Below are 18,330 nucleotides of genomic sequence, written 5' to 3'. Positions count from 1 at the left end.
CCAGCCCCTTTTGGCATATTTATTTATTAAATAAAGCTGTAATTCTTTCTAACACATCTTGATAGACCGCTTCAAGCGAACGATCAGCATCCACAGTTTGAAAACGCTCTGGAAAACGAGATCGGATCAGCTGATAGCCTTCATAGACTTTCTCATGAAATTCGATGGTTTCTAAATCCAAGCGATTTTTCTCTCTGTCTGCATTTGCTGAAATACGCTCCAGTCCTTTTTTTGGAGAAATATCAAAGTAGAGCGTTGCATCCGGCATACAATCCTCAATCACAAATTGATTGATCGCATATACTTCATCTACACCAATGCCTCTTGCATAGCCTTGATAAACCAGACTGCTGTCTACAAAACGATCGCATAATACAATTTTCCCTTGTTCTAACGCAGGAAAAACCTTCTCTACAAGATGCTGTCTTCTTGCTGCTGCATATAATAACGCTTCTGTTCTTTCTTCCATTTCCAGATGGAGAGGGTCATGGATAATTTCTCGAATCTTCTCGGAGATACGGATACCTCCTGGCTCTCTTGTCTTGATAACCTCTATCCCCCGGGATGTAAGCTCTTCATAAACCTGATTTAGGATAGTGGTTTTGCCAGCTCCTTCGCCACCTTCAAATGTTATAAACAAACCAGTTGTCATCATCTTTCCCCTTTGTTCCTATATATGCGTATTCCTTCGTCCCTATGCTGTATTCGAACACCCTGCTCCACTAATTTTTCCAAGTGTGCGATATGCATTGCTTGGATTCTTTCTCCTTTTAAGAGAAGCGGAATACCAGGCGGATAGGGAATCACTGCCTCAGCAGCTATCTCTCCTATGCTTTCCCTCATCGAGACCAGATACGTTGGATAATTATTCATTTCTTGATAAGACAAATCTAATTCTTGGACCTTTTCGGGAAAAAGATTTGTCCTCTCTATTGTAGCACGATTTGCTGATTTTTTTAATGGATGCCCTATGGTTTTCAACCTTTTTTCCAGGAGACCCATCTGTTCCATTGGAGCAAGCCCATGGACAAATAAAATTTGTTCCTCCGTCGCAAGCTCCGGAAAAATTCCTGCTTTTTCGAGCAAATTCACAATGGACTTTGTCGAAAAAGAATGTTTCACGTGGAACGTTAGTTTTAATGGGTCGTCGCAAGGCATGAATTCCCAAAATGAAAAGGCGGAAAACAACTGCTTTACCTGTTCCACACTTTTTATCGTTTTGATTCGATCTTCTTCCGAAAAATGCGCTAAAAAGTGCCTTGCTATATCTAAAGAAGCCATAAGTACATAAGATGGACTGCTCGATTGGATAATTTGTAAATAATGCGCAATTTGAGACGGATTGATACGCGAAGTCCCCAGATGTAAATACGAAGCCATCGTCATTGCGGGAGCCATTTTATGTGCAGAATGCACCACAGCATCCGCTCCTAATTCTAGCGCTGATGCTGGAAAGGGGTCTCCTAAGGCAAAATGAACACCGTGTGCTTCATCTACTAGTACAGGGATATCAAATTCATGTGCCTTATCAATCATTGCTTTCAACGGATAAGTTTGACCAAAATAATCCGGGTAGGTAAGAACAATTGCTTTAGCATCGGGATGCTGCTCTATGGCGGATGCTATTGTTTCATAGCTTGGACTCGTAAATCGGCTAACCTGCTCCTCCCATTCCGGAGCTAAAAAAACAGGCTGTGCTCCTGCTAACTCTACGCCATTCATCACCGACTTATGACAATTACGCTGAATAAGAATCTTATCTTCCTGCTTACACGCTGCGAGAATCATCGCCAGATTGCCAGCTGTCGATCCGCCAACCAGAAAAAATGTATGCTGGGTCTGAAAAAAAGCTGCTGCTAAGCTTTCCGCTTCTGCAATAATGCCTGCAGGCGCATGCAAATCATCCATTCCGGTAATTTCGGTCACATCCCAGCGGAGCATCTGCTGAAAATTGTTATGATATGCAGGTGTAAAAACTTCTCCGTGCTTGTGACCCGGTACATGGAAAGAGATTGGATTCCTTTTTGCAAATGCTTGTAAATGCTCTGCTAATGGCATACGCTGCTGCTCCATTTGTCTGCCTCATTTCTTTTTATATGTAAATAAACTCAACTTTCGCACATTAAAAAGTAACTTCATTTCTATAGAAACAGGGGTTGATCGTTCCTTCGATAACACCCTTGACAAAGTGTAAAGCACCGCTGCGGCGGACCGTTTTGCTTTCCTAGGGGCACGCTCTTCAGCTAACTTTTATGCATAAAAGTTATTCGCTGTAGAATCCTATCAGAGCGCAGGCCAACCACGCAGACTCCTATGGGAACAGGGCGAGCTGAAGATCCACTTGAAAAGCGGTTTTCTTTTCAAGTTAGCTGAAGCCGTCCCCATGGAAAGCGGAGTGGTTGGCCGGAGCGGAGCTATGCACCATCATCAATTCCAAAAAGGCCGGATATTTCACCAAAATGCAAGCATGGTAATGAAGAACATGTTCATCTTGGAATAGCAAGATATATTTGCTTATTCTTAGGTGCGAAAGTTGATTAAATAAACAAATCAATTCCATTGAAATTGATTTGTTTATTATGGTGTTCTTCTTATTATACCAAGCAAGTGAAAGGGATGAAAAACATGGATACAAAAATGTACTATTATTCCGCTTTTTATAGAGCTGCATAAGTCGAAATTATTTAATCTATTTTTCCCGCTGTTTTCCCTTAACAGAAAAAAGCAATTTTCTATAGTGAAACACTTTAACGAGCGTAGTGTATTTCCGTAGCCGGTCGCTAGGAGATAGAATCTTTCATTTAACTTATATAGTACGTACCTTTCTTCCATATCTATGCTAACAAAACAAAAAAGCCTTTGCATGCAAAGACTTGTAAAAGGGGATTATATTAAGAATGTAATGTTGATTGGTTGATATTTTTTAACTTTGAGAGATAGTATTGGTATTTTTCTTCCCGCGGCTCCGTATGAATCATATTATGCTCACATTCCGAACATAAAAACATGGAATACAAATGAATCCCGTTTTCCTTTGGTTCCTCACAAATTCCGCAATACTCATACTCTTGAACTTTTTGCTGCTTCATTTCTCCACCTCCGTTAAAACTAGTATCTCCTAATCTAACGGATGCTATACATAGATATTATTTTTTTAGATTTTTATTCAATCTTGAAAAAATAAACAACGTCTCAAAGAATAAATAAATGGATCGCTGCAAGGGAACCGACTCCGAATATACCAAGAAATCCAGATACTAATACCGTAAATAGATTAATTGGAATATGCAGACCTACCGCCCCTCCAAATACATTTAAGAAAAAAAGCAGCAATGCACCTATCCCCAGCTTCATCGTTGCTTTCCCAATATGTTTCATTGGCTTTACCGGCGCACCTACAATAAATAAAAGAATAATTAATCCGACAATCGTTCCAATAAATAGTGTTGAATTCATTCCTCTCCCCACTTTCCTTCCATCGCTTTAACTTATTTCTATGATTTATCAGAAGCAATTAGAACAGGTTTTAGAAACGGGGAAGTCAATTTATATCCTATCTTAGCTAGTCATTGGCCGTTTTCTTCTTCAGCCTTTGAGAGCGAATGAGAAAGAAAGTCATCGTCCCTGCTAGAACCAGAAGGAGGAATACAAGAGCCCATGTATTCATATAAGACGGGAATCCCTTCGCAACACGAATATTATTCCAAATTATAAAGGAAAAGAGAACAGCTACTTCATTTTTTTAGAAAAACTCCCATTCGCTCGCCCTTTAGCGAATCCATAGTTTTTCTTATACTGCCCTATCGTGCAAGGAATTTACTAACATTCTAGAGTTGATATATTGTCCTTTTATATTTGCTTCGGTAAGATTCCTGGAATTATACATATGCGGAAATTTTTCCATAACAGTCATCACAACCCATAAAAGTAACCCGATACCTAAAAGGATGAATAGTTCTTCTCTTCCTCCCCATCTTGTTACTTCCCCAGCAAAATTATAATGTCCTGGAATCTGGCTTGGAATAGAGCTCCATGTAAAAATGATATACATAATAATACCAAAAAAACTCAGTATTCCCAAAACATTCAACAGCTTTTCAATTGCAGTCATTTTTAATTTTAGAATCGGCGGATTGGTTTCCATGATAAGCCTCACCTCTTCTTTTCTTAGAAAAATAAAAAAGAATCAGGCAGCTTGAAACATACTTGATTCTTTTGGAAAAATATATTCTTTAATTTTAAAATCGTGTCGCTTTAACCTTGCGAATACGAGCTTCTTTCAACAGCATCAAATATTTGGATCTCGCTAATAACTCTTCTTTCATCCCATTGCGTGACGGGTCGATACTTTTTCGCACAAAATCCTGAAGCTGCCTCCACTCGCCCTCTACTTGATATAAAGCATTTAGAAGCTCCTGGTCCATATCTTTTTTCTTTAATTTCTTTGCCATATTTCCCACCAAACCTCGTTATAAAATGAAATTTCATCTCATGGAAGCTTTATTTTCCCCATAGATGATCAGCGATACAATTTAGACATCTCTTCGTCCCTCTAGTGCTTTTGATAATGTAACCTCATCCGCATATTCCAAATCACCGCCGACAGGCAATCCATGTGCAATACGTGTGGTACGAATGCCAGAGGGTTTTACCAATCGGGAAATATACATTGCGGTGGCTTCCCCTTCAATATTCGGATTGGTTGCTAAAATAAGCTCCTCTACTTCTTCGTCTTTCAAGCGATTAATCAAATCCGGCACATTAATATCCTCTGGACCAATCCCGTCCATCGGTGAGATGGCACCGTGAAGAACATGGTATTTGCCGCGAAATTCTTTCATTTTTTCCATCGCAATCACGTCTTTCGGATCTTGGACAACACAAATAATCGATCCATCCCGGCTGGTATCCTGACAAATAGCACACGGGTCTTGGTCTGTAATATGTCCGCAAACAGAACAATGGGTAAGCTCCCGTTTTGCATTCACTAATGCATTAGCAAAATTCATCACATCGTCATCCTTCATATTTAAAACAAAGAAGGCCAGACGTGCTGCTGTCTTTGGACCAATTCCCGGTAATTTGGAGAAGCTATCCATCAGCTTGGTTATCGGCTCCGGATAATACATACTTTCTTACCCCCTTATCAAAAAAATCAATTAAAAACTCTATCTTTTGCGAAAATAAGACGCCTTGGCAGTGAAGCCAGACGTCTTATCTTTAATTAGAAAGGAATTAGAACATTCCTGGCATATTCATTCCTTTTGTAAATTGTCCCATGGTATCATTTGTTTTGTCATCGATTTGCGTTAACACGTCATTAGTTGCTGCTAAAATAAGATCCTGCAGCATTTCAATATCATCCGGGTCAACAACCTCTTCTTTGATTTCTACATCTGTAATTTCTTTTTTGCCATTTGCCCGGACAGTTACCATGCTGCCGCCGGCTGAAGCTTCAAAGGACATTTCATGTAACTCATCCTGTGCCTTCATCATTTTCTTCTGCATTTTCTGCATTTGCTTCATCATGTTATTCATATTTCCCTTCATGGAAAATACCTCCTTTAAATGTATATGTTAATCATGAATTTCTAAAAGGTCATCACCAAAAAGCTTTCGCGCTTCATCTACGAGCGGGTCTCCTTCTGGTTTCTTGGGTTCATCCGGCTTTTCCTGCTTTTGAATATACTCACTGCGCAGGTCATTCCACTCTTTCTCTGGAATAGGAATAATCGTGCGGTGTTTATCCAGATTGCCTAATATCGATTCTACCATTTCCCGATGATCCAGGAATAAAGAACAATGAATTTCATATTTAAACGCAACAATCAGGGTATCGGCTGATGCCGCGGCAGGCTTGCTGTCCTGAATCGTCGCATGGGCCGGAGCATTCGTTGTTTTCAACTGATTTAAGAAGTTTGCCCAATGTGCATGAACATCTTTCAGTTCTTTTTTCTCTGCCTTTCCTAGTGTATCACGAATTCGGTCAAATGGAATCTTATAAGTGTTTCGTGAATTTCTCGAGCTGGGACGGCGTCTCTCCTGTGCAGGAGCGGTACCGCCAGCATCTTGCTGCTGGGGCGGAGCTTCTTTTAATTTTGCAATATCACGCTCCATCGCCTGCAGTTTCTGCTGAAGCTGCCCGACAACAGCTGATTGCTCCACAGCTTCCGGCTGAAGCTGTCCGGATCCTTGCGTTTTTCCAAATTGGTCTGTAATGGACAACAGTGCAACCTCAATAAAGATTTTCGGACTGTTGGACCATTTCATTTCCTGCTGGCATTGATTCAGTTCAATAATTGCATGCTGAATCCAACTGTTCTCCACCTGCTCCGATAATGCTTCAAAAGCTTCATTGGCTACGGCCCGTTCTAATAAATCAGCTAAACCGGACGAGGTTTTATATAAAAGTAAATCACGCATAAAGTAGATTAAATCCTGGACAAACTTTCCCGGATCTTTTCCTGTCTGAATCATCTGGTCCAATCCATGAAGCACCGTCTGCACATCCTGCTGAATCATTGCACGGACGATATTGGTGAGTACCTCCTGAGATACTCCGCCAGTTACAGCAAGCACATCTTCTAACTCTACCTGCTCCTCGCTATAGGAAATAGCCTGGTCCAGGATACTCAGTGCATCGCGCATTCCGCCTTCTGCTGCTAATGCCACAGACTCTAAGGCTTCCTCTGTAACAGAAATATTTTCTGCCTGCATGATTTTTTGCGTTCTTTCCACAATTGCCTGATTGGAAATCGGTTTGAAATCAAAGCGCTGGCAACGGGATATAATCGTTAATGGTATTTTATGCGGTTCGGTTGTTGCCAGAATAAATACAACATGTTTTGGCGGCTCTTCCAGCGTTTTCAAGAGCGCATTAAATGCATTGACAGATATCATATGCACTTCATCAATAATATACACTTTATAAGGCACAGCACTCGGTGCATACTTTACTTTATCCCGAATATCACGAATATCATCGACGCTTGTATTCGATGCCGCATCAATTTCAATGACATCCGAAATAGAGCCATCTTGAATCCCTTTACATGCCGCACATTCATTACATGGTTCTTTGACAGGCGCATGCTCACAATTAATCGTTTGCGCAAAAATCTTTGCAGCACTCGTTTTCCCTGTCCCTCTTGGGCCAGAGAATAAGTAAGCATGTGAGAATTTATCCTGGGTAATAGCATTTTGTAATGTTCTCGTGATATGCTGCTGTCCTACGACATCTTCAAATGTTCTTGGTCGCCAGACGCGGTATAAAGCTTGATAACTCATGATTTCGATTCCCCTTATTTGTCTCCTTCTTATTATACCCGATTAAAGGCTTGGATGAAAACCTTAGAAATGATTATCTGGAAGTAATTTATGTTTGCAAAAATTAGCTTAGAATTTAATTTTTTTATGATGAATAAAAAGGTTCGTCTAAAATTATAGAACTAATGTTCCTGTTATGATATAATACACTAAGATACTCACAGTAAGAAGTTAAACGGTGGAAGGTACCATCTCCTATATGAAAGGAGGTGATGCCTATGGCTACTTTTGACGCCTTATCTTTAATGATCAGCTTTGGCTTGCTTATTATAGCCATTCTTTCATTTCATGATAAAGACCAAAAGTAAAAAAACCACCCTTCGCTTGCCGGCAAACAGGGTGGCTTCATTGTCACTTAAAACAGCCTTCCCTCTCTGATGGAGAGAAATCACTGTGTGTATTTTCCGGGCAGCATGTGGTTGCATGCTGCCCTTTTTTATATCGTATGCTTTGCTATAGAAATTATATCATATCCCTTGTTTCTAGTACAATTTTACCTGTAAAAAGAAATTCGTACGGGGAATCATCCTTCTATCCGTCTGCATTCATCACTGCTTCTTCGGATAAGCACGCTTATATTGTCTTGCCGGCTCCATCGTATCCCCCAGCTGTTCACTTGCCCGAATGGCCCAATAAGGGTCTTTCAGCATACCGCGGCCAATCGCAACCAGGTCCGCATCGCCATTTCCGATAACAGACTCTGCCAGCTCCGGGTCTTCTAAAAGGCCGACAGCAATCACCGGCATATCCAGCTCTTCTTTAAATCTGCGTGCAAATGGAAGCTGATAGCCTGGATTGGTGGCTGGTTTGTGCTTTCCTGGAGGTGCTTCTCCGCCGCTGGAAATATGGAACATATCCACACCAGCCGCTTTATATTTTTTGGCAATTTCTAATGCATGGTCTATATCATAGCCGCCATCCATGTATTCTACAGCTGAAATTCGCATCAGAAGCGGCATATCTGCAGGAATCACATCTTTCACAGCACGGATAATTTGTACCCCAAAAAAGGACAGCTCCTGATACTCATCCTCTCTCTGATTAATTAACGGAGAATGAAACTGATGAATCAAATAACCGTGTGCTCCATGCAATTCAATTGTATCAAAACCAGCTTCGACTGCCCGTTTTGCTGCATCCTGAAATTGTTGAATCGTTTCCCGGACCTCATCTGTCGTTAAAGCACGAGGCATTTTATCATCCTCTGTAACAGGAATTGCCGATGGAGCAACGGGCGGGTTCGCATCCTCAGCCTTTCTTCCGGCATGCGCAATCTGAATACCGATTTTAGCACCCTGCTTATGAACGGCATCAACTATTTTTTTATAAGCCGGAATTTGTTCGTCTGACCAGAGACCAAGATCGTTATCTGTAATCCGGCCATCCGGATCGACATCTGTCATTTCAACTAAGATTAATCCGGCACCGCCCACTGCACGGGAGGTATAATGAACAAAATGCCAATCGTTTGGAATCCCGTCCTTAGCATCTACTGAATACTGACACATTGGAGCCATGACAACTTTATTTTTCAAGGTTAAATTTTTTAATGTAAAAGGTTGTGTTAATTGAGTCATTTTTACACCTCGCTTGTAAATTTTAAGTAATTCATAGCATATGCTTTCTTATGATTTAGTGCAAATAATCTGTTTATCCCGCTATATTTTTGCATAAAAAAAGAACTGCATTCACAGTCCTTTTCTTTCATATGTAACGTGCACCTGCTTTCGATGGAGTGACCATATGCGCTACGTAAGTTCATGGCTCAGCCCAGGTTTCCCTGCGGCACACAAGAATGACCACTTACTGCTGCTTCCTTCCGGACCTGACAGGGTTCATGGGTTCCTGTTGCGCAGGACCCGGACGTCAACACCAATTCCTTACGTCTGACCATACAGTCATCCCACCTCGAGCAGGAATTCGGCCTCGCTATAGCGGATTGCGAGTACAGGGCACCGCTACCTCCCCGCTTAGCACGTATTTATTATTATAGCTTCCTCGTCCTAAAAATGCAATGAAAAAAGTATCTTTTCCAGTGCCGGCTCTATTCTCCCGCCTCAGCATCCTTTTCATTCTTCTTCTGACGCAGCTCTTTAAAAAAATTCTTTAAAACTGTACTGCATTGTGGTTCAAGCACACCAGATTTCACCTCGACCTGATGGTTAAACCGCGGTTCTTCCAATAAATTCATTAAGGTTCCCGCACAGCCTGCTTTCGGGTCACTTGCTCCATAGACTACACGCTTTACTCGTGATTGAACAATTGCTCCGGCGCACATAGGGCATGGCTCTAATGTAACGTATAGGGTGCAATCCTCTAATCTCCAGCTGCCGACTTTTTGATTGGCATCCTGAATAGCAAGAAGCTCTGCATGAGTTAGGGTAGTTTGCATGGATTCACGCAAATTAAAGCCTCTGCCGATAATTTCTCCGTCCTTCACGACCACTGCGCCAATGGGGACTTCGTTTAACATCCAAGCTCTGCGTGCCTCCTGCAGAGCAGCTGCCATATACTTTTCGTCCTGGCTTACAGATATTTCTTCTGTCATTTTTATCACATCACTTTATTCTCGTTTTAATAATTGTTTAGCGGGAATACTATATTAACTGATTTCTTTAAAAAGGAGAAGCTCATGAATATAACACCAGAGAACACAGCACTTGTTTTTGTCGACTTAATCAATGATTTTAAATTTGACGGCGGTGACAACCTTCTTGCAAATACAGAAGAGATTCTCCCAAATTTAATTAATTTGCGTCACTTCGCCAAAGAAAAGTCGATACCTATTATCTACGTTAACGATCATTATGGCTTATGGCAAGCAGATTTCCGGGAGATTATCAAATATTGTAAAAATGAAAAGAGTGAGAACATCATTGAAAAAATCAAACCGGATGATGACGATTATTTCCTAATTAAACCACAACACTCCGCCTTTTTTCAAGCACCCTTACACGCTCTTTTAACAGATTTAAAACGAACACATCTTATTTTGGCAGGGATCGCCGGCGATATTTGTATTCTGTTTACGGCAAAGGATGCCTATATGTATAAATTCAGCCTTTCCATTCCTAAAAACTGCCTCGCCTCCGAGGGAGTGGATAATAATAACTATGCGCTTTATTTAATGGAATCGGTCATGGATGCAGATATTACAGCAATTTAGCATATTACTTTCTCCCCCTTCATATAGTGAGTAAGAAGCACTCTGAAGGGGGTTATTAGTTTGCAAATATACGTCGTTGAACAAGGAAATACGCTGGAGCAAATTGCAGATACATACGGTTCCTCCGTTCAAGATATTGTCAATGCGAATGAACTAAATGCACCTGACCAATTAGTTATCGGGCAAGCACTTGTCATTCCCATTGTCGGAGAGTTTTATTTTGTGCAGTCTGGTGATACACTTTCTTCCGTGGCGGCTCAATTTAACATCCCTGTGGAGGAATTAGCAACAATTAACGGATTAAATGCAAATCAGATTATTTATCCTGGACTTCGCCTATACATCCCGCCTGCTCCAAAAGAACCGATTACTTCCAATGCCTATGTCGAACCAATGGGAGAGGAGGTTTCCCAGACATTAGAAACAGCAGCCAGCACGTATTCGCCTTTTTTAACGTATCTCACTTTATTTAGCTACCGCGCTAATCGGGATGGTACACTGACAGCTCCGCCAACAGGGAATCTTATCACCTCCGCACGAGCAAACGGCGCCTCCATTGCGATGGCCATTACCAATTTAGAAGAAGGAGCCTTCAGCTCGGAGGTCGGGCATATTATTTTAACGGTGCAGGCTGTCCAAAACCGGTTATTAGATGAGATTATTAATATCGCAACAGAACAAGGCTTTCGTGATGTACATTTTGATTTTGAATTTCTTCCATCAGATGATAGGGAGGCTTATAATACCTTTTTGCGTACCGCGAAGGATCGCCTTTCCCAAGCTGGACTGCTGATTTCAACAGCACTTGCGCCAAAAACGAGCGCAGAACAGGCAGGGCAATGGTATGAAGCGCATGATTACCGCACCCACGGAGAGATTGTTGATTTTGTTGTGTTGATGACTTATGAATGGGGCTACAGCTACGGGCCACCGATGGCTATTTCACCTCTCAACTCCGTCCGCGATGTGGTGGAATATGCTGTTTCTGAAATACCATCAGAGAAAATTTTACTCGGTCAGAATTTATATGGATATGATTGGACGCTTCCTTTTGTAGAAGGAGGGGAAGCGGCACGGGCTATCAGTCCGCAGCAGGCCGTTCAAATCGCCTGGGAGAATAATGTTGCGATTCAATATGATACCACAGCCCAAGCGCCCTATTTTATGTATGCAGATGCCTCCGGACAGGAGCACGAGGTTTGGTTTGAGGATGCCCGTTCAATCCAGACTAAATTTGATTTAATCCGCGAATTTCAGCTTTTAGGCATTTCTTATTGGAAATTAGGACTGTCCTTCCCGCAAAACTGGCTGCTTTTAAATAATGAATTTGATATTCGAAAATTAGAGGAATAAGCAAAATATGTACATAAAGAAGAGTGCTTTGAAATTGGTTTCAAAGCACTCTTCTTTATTTTTAATTATACTTTTTAATTTAACCAAGCACTTTCACAGACTCACGATTAAACGCTGGAATATCATCTGGTGTACGGCTTGTTACTAATTGATTTTGACAAACGACAACTTCTTTATCCTGGAATTTCGCACCTGCATTTTCTAAATCAACTTGGATTGATTTAAAGCCTGTTGCTCCACGTCCATCAAGTGTTTTTGCAGTGATAAGAAGCTGCGGTCCATGACAAATGGCCATAACTGGTTTCTTCTCATCCATAAAATGTTTTGCAAATGCAACGAAGCGGTCATCTGCACGAAGCATGTCTGGAGAGAAACCGCCAGGAATAAATAATGCATCAAAGTCTTCTGGTTTTACGTCATCAATACCTTTATCGATAGTTACTTTTATATCTTCTGATTTGCCTGTTACGGTATTGCCTTGTTCTTTTTCAATCGTAACCAGCTCATGACCAGCTTCTTCCAATGCTTTTTTAGGGTCTGTATACTCTACGTCTTCAAATAAGTCTGTAATAACTGTTGCAATTTTTTTACCCATGAATTATTCACTCCTTTAATATTGGTTACATCCTATATCTTCCCAAGTAAAATTTATTTCAAACATACGAAATGATATTTTTTAGGAGTGGATTGTTTCTTTATTTACTCAACTTTTCGCACATTAAAAAGTAACTTCATTTCTATAGAAACAGGAGTTGACCGTACCTTGGATAACTCCCTCGATAAATAATAGAAGTTGAAGAGTAAAGCACCGCTGCGGCGGACCATTTTGCTTTCCGACGTACAAATGTTTTCGATGGAACGAGTAATCTCAGTCCCAGGACGCCGGAAAGCGGAGTGGTTGGTTGCAGGAGCTATACAACTTCACCAATTCCTAAAAGGCCGGATATTTAACCAAAAAGCAAGCATGATAATGGAGAACATGTGCATCTTGAAATAGCAAGATATATATGCTTATTCTTAGGTGTTAAAGTTGAGTTATTTAGTATGCTGCATGATGCTTTTTGTATGAATTGCTATCCGTCCATTCTTTTATATTTTCGCTTCAATTTCATTTGTACGTAAAAATAGTGGCTTCTCACTTGTATCGTTAAATGAGAAGCCACTATGTTCATTTTATAAAATATTTCCTGCCTTTTTACAATAGACGGATTACTCCTCTAACGTCGAAGTATCTCCTGTCGGCAGCCCTAATTCCCATGATTTTAACAGACGGCGCATGATTTTACCGCTTCGTGTTTTAGGGATAGAGTCTTTTACTTCAATTTCTCTTGGTGCAGCGTGTGCACTTAATTCTTTTTTAATAAATTGACGGATTTCTTCCAGCAGCTCATCACTTTTTTCATGGCCCGGGTTCAAGGTAATAAATGCTTTAATAATTTCTCCGCGCTCTGGATCCGGCTTACCGATAACTCCCGCCTCTGCAACAGCCGGATGTTCAATCAGCTTGCTCTCGACCTCAAATGGTCCGACCCGTTCTCCAGATGTATTGATAACATCATCCAAACGCCCCTGGAACCAGAAATATCCATCTTCATCACGATATGCACTATCTCCGGAGACATACCATCCATTAATAAAATAACTCTCATATTTTCCTTTATTGTTCCAAACCTCGCGCATCATGGCCGGCCATCCCGCTTTGATTGCTAAATTACCCATTTGATTTGGAGGGATTTCATTTCCTTCATTATCGACAATGGACGCCTCTACTCCAGGGATTGGTTTCCCCATGGAACCAGGTCTGATTTCCAGTGACGGGATGTTTACAATCACCTGTGCACCTGTCTCTGTCATCCACCACGTATCATGAATACGTAAATCAAATGCTTTTAATCCCCATGTAATTACTTCCGGGTTTAATGGTTCTCCTACACTCAAAATATGACGCAGCGCAGACAGGTCATATTCTCTGACCTTCTCTTCGCCATGACTTACAAGCATCCGTAAAGCTGTTGGTGCAGTATACCATACGGTAACATGATTATCCTGCAACGTTTTATACCAATCATCTGGAGAAAAACGTCCGCCGCGAATCACATTTGTCACTCCATGCAGCCAAGGCGCAAAAATACCATAGCTTGTTCCTGTAACCCAGCCCGGGTCTGCTGTACACCAGTAGATATCATCCTCTTCTAAATCTAATACCCATTCTCCTGTAGCGTAATGCTGAATCATAGCATTATGCACATGCAGAATGCCTTTTGGTTTCCCAGTGGAACCAGATGTATAATGTAGCAGCATGCCATCTTCTCTATCCACCCAAACAATATCAAAATCTGTGGATGCCTCATTCATTTCGGAATCGAAGTCAATATACTGGTTTCCTTCTTCCTCATGCGCACCCACTAACACGATTTTTTCTAAATTTGGCAGTCTATCCTGCGGGATACGATAGAGTAAATCAGGAGTTGTTACTAATACACGTGCCTCACTATTCTCTAAGCGGTCACCGACCGCCTGCTCCATAAATGCCTCAAACAGCGGCCCTGCAATTGCTCCGATTTTTAAAATACCGAAAAATGCTTGATAGAACTCCGGACTTCTCGGCATAAAAAGAAAAACACGATCTCCCTTTTGCACATCGTATTTTTTCAATACATTTGCGAATTGGTTACTTTGGAGACGAAGTTGCTCAAAGCTGACTTTTTCTTCTCGATTGGGATCTGAATATAGTAATGCGATTTTATCCTTCTTATCCGGATTATCAGCATGTCTATCAATTGCTTCATAGGCCATATTCACTTTTCCTGTTTCATACCAGGAAAAGTTCTTCTCCACACTTTCCCAAGAAAATGTTTTTCGAAAATCCTCGTAGTTTTTTAAATTATGATTGCCTTCACGTGCCGGTATTGCTTGCATATCCATCTAATCACCTCATTCATCTTAATTGGAAACGATTACAAATAGAATTAAAAAAAGGGTTAAAATATTTTGTTAACTATTTCTATTTTAGAACATTCTGTGACATTTTTAAAGAGTTTGTTTCTAATTTTACAAAATAAAGGAGATATTCCTATAATGGATACCTGCTAGCCCATGGTTTACAGCAATTTATCAGGATAGAAAATAATTAAGTAGAGAACATGCACAGATTATCTGTTAATTAACTTCAGACCCTATAGAATCAAAAAACATACCAAACAGAGAAATCCGAACCATTATCAATATTCTCTCGTTAGAATACAAAATGGGTTCGGATTTCTCTGTTTTTAAATGATTTATGCTTTCTGTGCTTTTTTCTCTCTTCGTCTTTCCCGCTCAGATAAAATATATGCACATGCCGCATCTCCAGAAGTATTCAGAGCGGTTCTTAACATATCCAGAATACGGTCAATACCAATAATTAATGCAATTCCCTCAACAGGTAAACCAACCTGATTCAGAACCATTGCCAGCATGATTAAGCCAACACCCGGAACACCTGCAGTACCCACACTTGCCAGAGTAGCTACAAGTACGACCATTAAAAGCTCTGTAAAGGTAAGCGGTAAGTCATATACCTGTGAAATAAACACAGTAGCTACAGCCTGCATAATTGCTGTACCATCCATATTAATAGTGGCTCCAAGCGGCTGTACGAAACTGCTAATTTCTTTCCTAATCCCCAGATTTTCCTGCGCTGTTTTCATTGCTACAGGAAGAGCTGCATTGGAACTGGACGTACTGAACGCTACTGTCATTGCAGGGAAAAATCCTTTAAAGAATTGAATTGGGTTCCCGCGTCCCAATAGCCAGATAGCCAGGGAATAAATAATTAAAGCATGCAGAAACAATCCCCCAATAACAGTTAACATATAGCTCAACATTGAACCAAGTGCATTCAGCCCGGCGCCGCCGATTGCTGAGGCAATTAATGCAAAAGCACCGTATGGAGCAAATCGCATAACTAACATAACGAGCCAATTTAAAATTTCATTTGCTTGTTCAAATAAATTATATATTCCTTTTGTTTTATCACTTAAATACGCCAGCGCGATTCCTATAAAAATAGCGAAGGCGATGATTTGCAGCATTTCTCCTGAAGACATTGCCGCTATCGGATTCTCAGGAATGATATTAATAATCGTCTCCATAATTGGCGGCGCTTCTCCTGGTGAATAACCATCAAGATTAGATGTATCAAATATTCCTGTTGTTCCTGGCTTAACTATATAAGCTAATACTAAACCTACGCTGATAGCAATCGCAGTAGTTGTTAAGAAAAAAGTAACTGTGAAAACACCAATTTTACCTAGTTTTGCTGGATCACCAAGACCTGCTGTCCCTAAAACAATAGATACAAATACGAGAGGAACGACTAACATCATAATAAGATTAATAAATATTTGACCAACCGGGTCTAATACATATTTGTCGAGAGGACCAAAAAAACTTTCAGGTGTATAAGTCAGAGCTATACCAACAACTGCACCAGCAATTAATGCAATTAATATTCTTCTCGTTAATTTTTTAGAATCCATATACCTTCTTCCTTTCACTATGTTCGCAGGTAAAAAAATATCCATCTGAAAAACAAAAATTTATAGAGATTCTAATCTGCACAGATTCTCATCTTACTTAAGACTAGTCATTATTTACTCTTGATAAACTCTTAGCTTTCATTGGATATAAACATAGATTTATTAGATTTTCTTTCTTTGCAGTTGAGGCGACTGCATTTTACAGGGATTTTTTTATTTGTAGGGCAAGTATGATAAATTCTACCATAATTGTTAGGTACTTGAATAGTATTTTTTCATGTCATTATATTCCATGACCCTTAAAGATTTTAAAGACTTTACCCTTATTTTTATTTGATAAAACGTATTTTTTGATCCAATAAAAAACTACCTCCTTAATGAATGAGGAGATAGAACCCAAATTACGTATTATAACAGGATAAAATACATTTCGATTGAGAGATTTTTCTTTGAGGGGATAGCTATGCGGCGCGCTTTATGATATTCATATCATTCAAGCTCTTCGAGGTATCGTTTTTGTCTAGGGTGTATAAAATCTCTTCCTTTTTTATTTTCGTTTATAAAAGCTCTTTGCATTTATTTAATGCATCATTCAACTCCTTATCAAATAACATTTTTACATCAATTTCTAATGCATCTGCTATTCTTTCCAGGGTATCTACATCTATCTTTGTTTTTCCCTTGGAAATATTGGTATACCAGGCAGGAGTTTTAGAGCATTTTTTTGCAATTTGTGTCTTCGTTATTTGTTTTTGCTGTCTGATAAATTCGATTTTCTCATGTATTTCCACTAAATCACCCCATCCATCTTTTGGTTTTTATACTTTAAATTATAATTAAGCGTTTTGCATAAGTCAATATACGAAAACAATAAAATTTGCATTTCGCTTAAAAATATTATTGTTTTTATTAAAAATGGTATTATCTCTATATTGAGGTGGATACTATGAAAATTCTTTCCCAAAGATTAAGAGAAGCACGAGAAAAAGCTGGATTAAAACAAATTGAAGCTTCGAAACTTTTAGGTATTTCAAATGGTACTTTATCTGGTTATGAAAGAGAATATCGTGATCCGGACACAGACACGTTACATAAAATGGCTAATTTATATGGTGTTTCCGTAGATTGGCTTTTAGGTAAATCTATGTCTTCCTCAACAAAAGATACTTCCCGGCCGGAGCCGATGTCAGAGCAAGATACATTGATGTTCCATAATTGGAAACGAATGACAGAAGATGAGAAAGAAGAAGCTTTAAATGTGATACAATATATTTTATACAGAAAGAAAACAAATAACGATAACGCCAATCAAAATGACTAATGCTAATTTATACTTCCATAAGCAATATAAAAACAGGTGTACTTGCTGCACCTTATTTTTAGCACTTCAAACCGAACATATATTCTTATTGAAGGTGGGAAATCAAATGTACTATTCAGATGTAGAAAAGTTTGTCGAAGCATTATACAAGCAGTTGAATATCCAGACTCCGGCAGAGCTCTCCATTTCTTCTATTGCACAAGCTTTAAATATTGAAATTATTTATGCAGCATCTGTCAGTATGCGGATAGATAACTATATCGTACTTCCAAATACTTCCCGGCAAAATATATGGCAATGCTTTGGGCATGAATTATGCCATTATTTTTTCCATGAAGGAGATCAGCGTTTTATGCATTCCCTTTTTGTCGACCTGCAAGAAAATCAAGCCAATCATTTTGCATATCATTTTTGTATCCCGACATTTATGCTGGATCAGCTTCAAATCGAAAATGTTTATGATATCCTGCAGCATTTTCCGGTGGAATTTTCCTTTGCACTGCACAGACTGGAGATGTACCATAATAACCATTTTTCTCTGTATGAAAAATCCGCTTCCTATCTCACAGGGTAAAAAAATAGACCTTGTTTTCTTTCCCACAGGCAAGAAACAAGGTCTGCGAACATTAAAATACAACATGTAC

Annotated in this window: 20 protein-coding genes and 1 other RNA gene; 5 read left to right on the top strand and 16 right to left on the bottom strand. The window is 39.8% G+C overall.

The window, feature by feature from the left end; genetic code table 11:
• Positions 1 to 19: 19 nt before the first annotated feature.
• The 9 genes from tmk to dnaX all read right to left on the bottom strand — a co-directional run bounded on the left by tmk (position 20) and on the right by dnaX (position 7,287).
• Positions 20 to 655: a dTMP kinase gene (tmk, locus tag MKY65_RS00200; protein WP_193063796.1), complete on the bottom strand. Its 636-nt coding sequence runs from the start codon at positions 653 to 655 to the stop codon at positions 20 to 22.
• The gene (locus tag MKY65_RS00195) at positions 652 to 2,073 is read right to left on the bottom strand and encodes an aminotransferase class I/II-fold pyridoxal phosphate-dependent enzyme (protein ID WP_339181285.1); all 1,422 of its coding nucleotides are present in this window, start codon (positions 2,071 to 2,073) and stop codon (positions 652 to 654) included. Before MKY65_RS00195 ends, tmk begins: the two co-directional genes overlap by 4 nt.
• An 818-nt stretch (positions 2,074 to 2,891) precedes the next feature.
• The gene (locus MKY65_RS00190; RefSeq protein ID WP_042528592.1) at positions 2,892 to 3,089 is read right to left on the bottom strand and encodes a sigma factor G inhibitor Gin; all 198 of its coding nucleotides are present in this window, start codon (positions 3,087 to 3,089) and stop codon (positions 2,892 to 2,894) included.
• A 103-nt stretch (positions 3,090 to 3,192) separates the two neighbouring features.
• A complete protein-coding gene (locus MKY65_RS00185; protein WP_193063794.1) occupies positions 3,193 to 3,456 on the bottom strand; it encodes a pro-sigmaK processing inhibitor BofA family protein in 264 nt (87 codons plus the stop codon).
• A gap of 334 nt (positions 3,457 to 3,790) precedes the next feature.
• Positions 3,791 to 4,144: a DUF1648 domain-containing protein gene (locus tag MKY65_RS00180; protein ID WP_339181280.1), complete on the bottom strand. Its 354-nt coding sequence runs from the start codon at positions 4,142 to 4,144 to the stop codon at positions 3,791 to 3,793.
• 94 nt (positions 4,145 to 4,238) lie between these two features.
• The gene (locus MKY65_RS00175; RefSeq protein WP_042528597.1) at positions 4,239 to 4,451 is read right to left on the bottom strand and encodes a YaaL family protein; all 213 of its coding nucleotides are present in this window, start codon (positions 4,449 to 4,451) and stop codon (positions 4,239 to 4,241) included.
• Positions 4,452 to 4,532: 81 nt separating this feature from the next.
• Positions 4,533 to 5,129 (bottom strand): recombination mediator RecR, encoded by a 597-nt coding sequence (gene recR / locus MKY65_RS00170; protein WP_042528598.1) that lies wholly within the window; start codon positions 5,127 to 5,129, stop codon positions 4,533 to 4,535.
• A gap of 106 nt (positions 5,130 to 5,235) precedes the next feature.
• The gene (locus tag MKY65_RS00165; RefSeq protein ID WP_339181277.1) at positions 5,236 to 5,550 is read right to left on the bottom strand and encodes a YbaB/EbfC family nucleoid-associated protein; all 315 of its coding nucleotides are present in this window, start codon (positions 5,548 to 5,550) and stop codon (positions 5,236 to 5,238) included.
• Between the two features lie 27 nt (positions 5,551 to 5,577).
• Complete coding sequence (gene dnaX, locus MKY65_RS00160; RefSeq protein WP_339181274.1) at positions 5,578 to 7,287, bottom strand: DNA polymerase III subunit gamma/tau; 1,710 nt, start codon at positions 7,285 to 7,287, stop codon at positions 5,578 to 5,580.
• 257 nt (positions 7,288 to 7,544) lie between these two features.
• Between dnaX and MKY65_RS00155 the strand changes: the two genes are divergently transcribed.
• Positions 7,545 to 7,634, top strand: coding sequence for a putative holin-like toxin (locus tag MKY65_RS00155; protein WP_226894862.1), 90 nt, complete (start codon positions 7,545 to 7,547; stop codon positions 7,632 to 7,634).
• A gap of 240 nt (positions 7,635 to 7,874) precedes the next feature.
• Here the strand turns inward: MKY65_RS00155 and MKY65_RS00150 are convergent, their stop codons facing one another.
• The 3 genes from MKY65_RS00150 to tadA form a co-directional block, all read right to left on the bottom strand.
• Positions 7,875 to 8,903: an NADH:flavin oxidoreductase/NADH oxidase gene (locus MKY65_RS00150; RefSeq protein ID WP_339181271.1), complete on the bottom strand. Its 1,029-nt coding sequence runs from the start codon at positions 8,901 to 8,903 to the stop codon at positions 7,875 to 7,877.
• A gap of 136 nt (positions 8,904 to 9,039) precedes the next feature.
• Positions 9,040 to 9,305, bottom strand: an RNA gene (gene ffs, locus MKY65_RS00145) — signal recognition particle sRNA large type.
• A 65-nt stretch (positions 9,306 to 9,370) separates the two neighbouring features.
• A complete protein-coding gene (gene tadA / locus MKY65_RS00140) occupies positions 9,371 to 9,874 on the bottom strand; it encodes a tRNA adenosine(34) deaminase TadA (RefSeq protein WP_339181268.1) in 504 nt (167 codons plus the stop codon).
• Between the two features lie 90 nt (positions 9,875 to 9,964).
• Between tadA and MKY65_RS00135 the strand changes: the two genes are divergently transcribed.
• Together MKY65_RS00135 and MKY65_RS00130 are read left to right on the top strand one after the other, a co-directional pair.
• Positions 9,965 to 10,492, top strand: coding sequence for an isochorismatase family cysteine hydrolase (locus MKY65_RS00135; RefSeq protein WP_289585123.1), 528 nt, complete (start codon positions 9,965 to 9,967; stop codon positions 10,490 to 10,492).
• Positions 10,493 to 10,552: 60 nt separating this feature from the next.
• Positions 10,553 to 11,845, top strand: coding sequence for a glycoside hydrolase family 18 protein (locus tag MKY65_RS00130; RefSeq protein WP_339181266.1), 1,293 nt, complete (start codon positions 10,553 to 10,555; stop codon positions 11,843 to 11,845).
• Positions 11,846 to 11,924: 79 nt separating this feature from the next.
• Here the strand turns inward: MKY65_RS00130 and MKY65_RS00125 are convergent, their stop codons facing one another.
• The 4 genes from MKY65_RS00125 to MKY65_RS00110 form a co-directional block, all read right to left on the bottom strand.
• Positions 11,925 to 12,440: a type 1 glutamine amidotransferase domain-containing protein gene (locus tag MKY65_RS00125; RefSeq protein ID WP_339181263.1), complete on the bottom strand. Its 516-nt coding sequence runs from the start codon at positions 12,438 to 12,440 to the stop codon at positions 11,925 to 11,927.
• Between the two features lie 614 nt (positions 12,441 to 13,054).
• The gene (gene acsA / locus MKY65_RS00120; RefSeq protein ID WP_339181261.1) at positions 13,055 to 14,770 is read right to left on the bottom strand and encodes an acetate--CoA ligase; all 1,716 of its coding nucleotides are present in this window, start codon (positions 14,768 to 14,770) and stop codon (positions 13,055 to 13,057) included.
• Positions 14,771 to 15,123: 353 nt separating this feature from the next.
• Complete coding sequence (locus MKY65_RS00115; RefSeq protein ID WP_339181259.1) at positions 15,124 to 16,365, bottom strand: dicarboxylate/amino acid:cation symporter; 1,242 nt, start codon at positions 16,363 to 16,365, stop codon at positions 15,124 to 15,126.
• Positions 16,366 to 16,922: 557 nt separating this feature from the next.
• Entirely contained in the window at positions 16,923 to 17,156 is a 234-nt protein-coding gene (locus tag MKY65_RS00110; protein ID WP_042528610.1) for a helix-turn-helix transcriptional regulator, read from the bottom strand.
• A gap of 155 nt (positions 17,157 to 17,311) precedes the next feature.
• Here MKY65_RS00110 and MKY65_RS00105 point away from each other — a divergent pair, with 155 nt between their 5' ends.
• Both MKY65_RS00105 and MKY65_RS00100 read left to right on the top strand, forming a co-directional pair.
• On the top strand, positions 17,312 to 17,686 hold the full coding sequence (locus tag MKY65_RS00105; RefSeq protein WP_339181257.1) for a helix-turn-helix transcriptional regulator: 375 nt from the start codon (positions 17,312 to 17,314) through the stop codon (positions 17,684 to 17,686).
• Positions 17,687 to 17,792: 106 nt separating this feature from the next.
• Positions 17,793 to 18,260 (top strand): ImmA/IrrE family metallo-endopeptidase, encoded by a 468-nt coding sequence (locus MKY65_RS00100; RefSeq protein ID WP_339181255.1) that lies wholly within the window; start codon positions 17,793 to 17,795, stop codon positions 18,258 to 18,260.
• Positions 18,261 to 18,330 lie beyond the last annotated feature (70 nt).

This window comes from Oceanobacillus sp. FSL W7-1293 (assembly GCF_037969815.1).
GTDB lineage: Bacteria > Bacillota > Bacilli > Bacillales > Amphibacillaceae > Oceanobacillus > Oceanobacillus oncorhynchi.
The sequence above is the reverse complement of the archived record's forward strand: the minus strand, read 5'-3'. Positions and strand labels throughout refer to the sequence as shown.

Excerpts from the sequence above, each read along its gene's own strand:
- MKY65_RS00155 (WP_226894862.1), top strand. The coding sequence starts at position 7,545 with ATGGCTACTTTTGACGCCTTATCTTTAATGATCAGCTTTGGCTTGCTT.
- recR (WP_042528598.1), bottom strand. The coding sequence starts at position 5,129 with ATGTATTATCCGGAGCCGATAACCAAGCTGATGGATAGCTTCTCCAAA.
- MKY65_RS00185 (WP_193063794.1), bottom strand. The coding sequence starts at position 3,456 with ATGAATTCAACACTATTTATTGGAACGATTGTCGGATTAATTATTCTT.
- MKY65_RS00175 (WP_042528597.1), bottom strand. The coding sequence starts at position 4,451 with ATGGCAAAGAAATTAAAGAAAAAAGATATGGACCAGGAGCTTCTAAAT.
- dnaX (WP_339181274.1), bottom strand. The coding sequence starts at position 7,287 with ATGAGTTATCAAGCTTTATACCGCGTCTGGCGACCAAGAACATTTGAA.
- MKY65_RS00105 (WP_339181257.1), top strand. The coding sequence starts at position 17,312 with ATGAAAATTCTTTCCCAAAGATTAAGAGAAGCACGAGAAAAAGCTGGA.
- tadA (WP_339181268.1), bottom strand. The coding sequence starts at position 9,874 with ATGACAGAAGAAATATCTGTAAGCCAGGACGAAAAGTATATGGCAGCT.
- MKY65_RS00190 (WP_042528592.1), bottom strand. The coding sequence starts at position 3,089 with ATGAAGCAGCAAAAAGTTCAAGAGTATGAGTATTGCGGAATTTGTGAG.
- tmk (WP_193063796.1), bottom strand. The coding sequence starts at position 655 with ATGATGACAACTGGTTTGTTTATAACATTTGAAGGTGGCGAAGGAGCT.
- MKY65_RS00165 (WP_339181277.1), bottom strand. The coding sequence starts at position 5,550 with ATGAAGGGAAATATGAATAACATGATGAAGCAAATGCAGAAAATGCAG.
- MKY65_RS00195 (WP_339181285.1), bottom strand. The coding sequence starts at position 2,073 with ATGGAGCAGCAGCGTATGCCATTAGCAGAGCATTTACAAGCATTTGCA.
- MKY65_RS00115 (WP_339181259.1), bottom strand. The coding sequence starts at position 16,365 with ATGGATTCTAAAAAATTAACGAGAAGAATATTAATTGCATTAATTGCT.
- MKY65_RS00100 (WP_339181255.1), top strand. The coding sequence starts at position 17,793 with ATGTACTATTCAGATGTAGAAAAGTTTGTCGAAGCATTATACAAGCAG.
- acsA (WP_339181261.1), bottom strand. The coding sequence starts at position 14,770 with ATGGATATGCAAGCAATACCGGCACGTGAAGGCAATCATAATTTAAAA.
- MKY65_RS00125 (WP_339181263.1), bottom strand. The coding sequence starts at position 12,440 with ATGGGTAAAAAAATTGCAACAGTTATTACAGACTTATTTGAAGACGTA.
- MKY65_RS00150 (WP_339181271.1), bottom strand. The coding sequence starts at position 8,903 with ATGACTCAATTAACACAACCTTTTACATTAAAAAATTTAACCTTGAAA.
- MKY65_RS00180 (WP_339181280.1), bottom strand. The coding sequence starts at position 4,144 with ATGGAAACCAATCCGCCGATTCTAAAATTAAAAATGACTGCAATTGAA.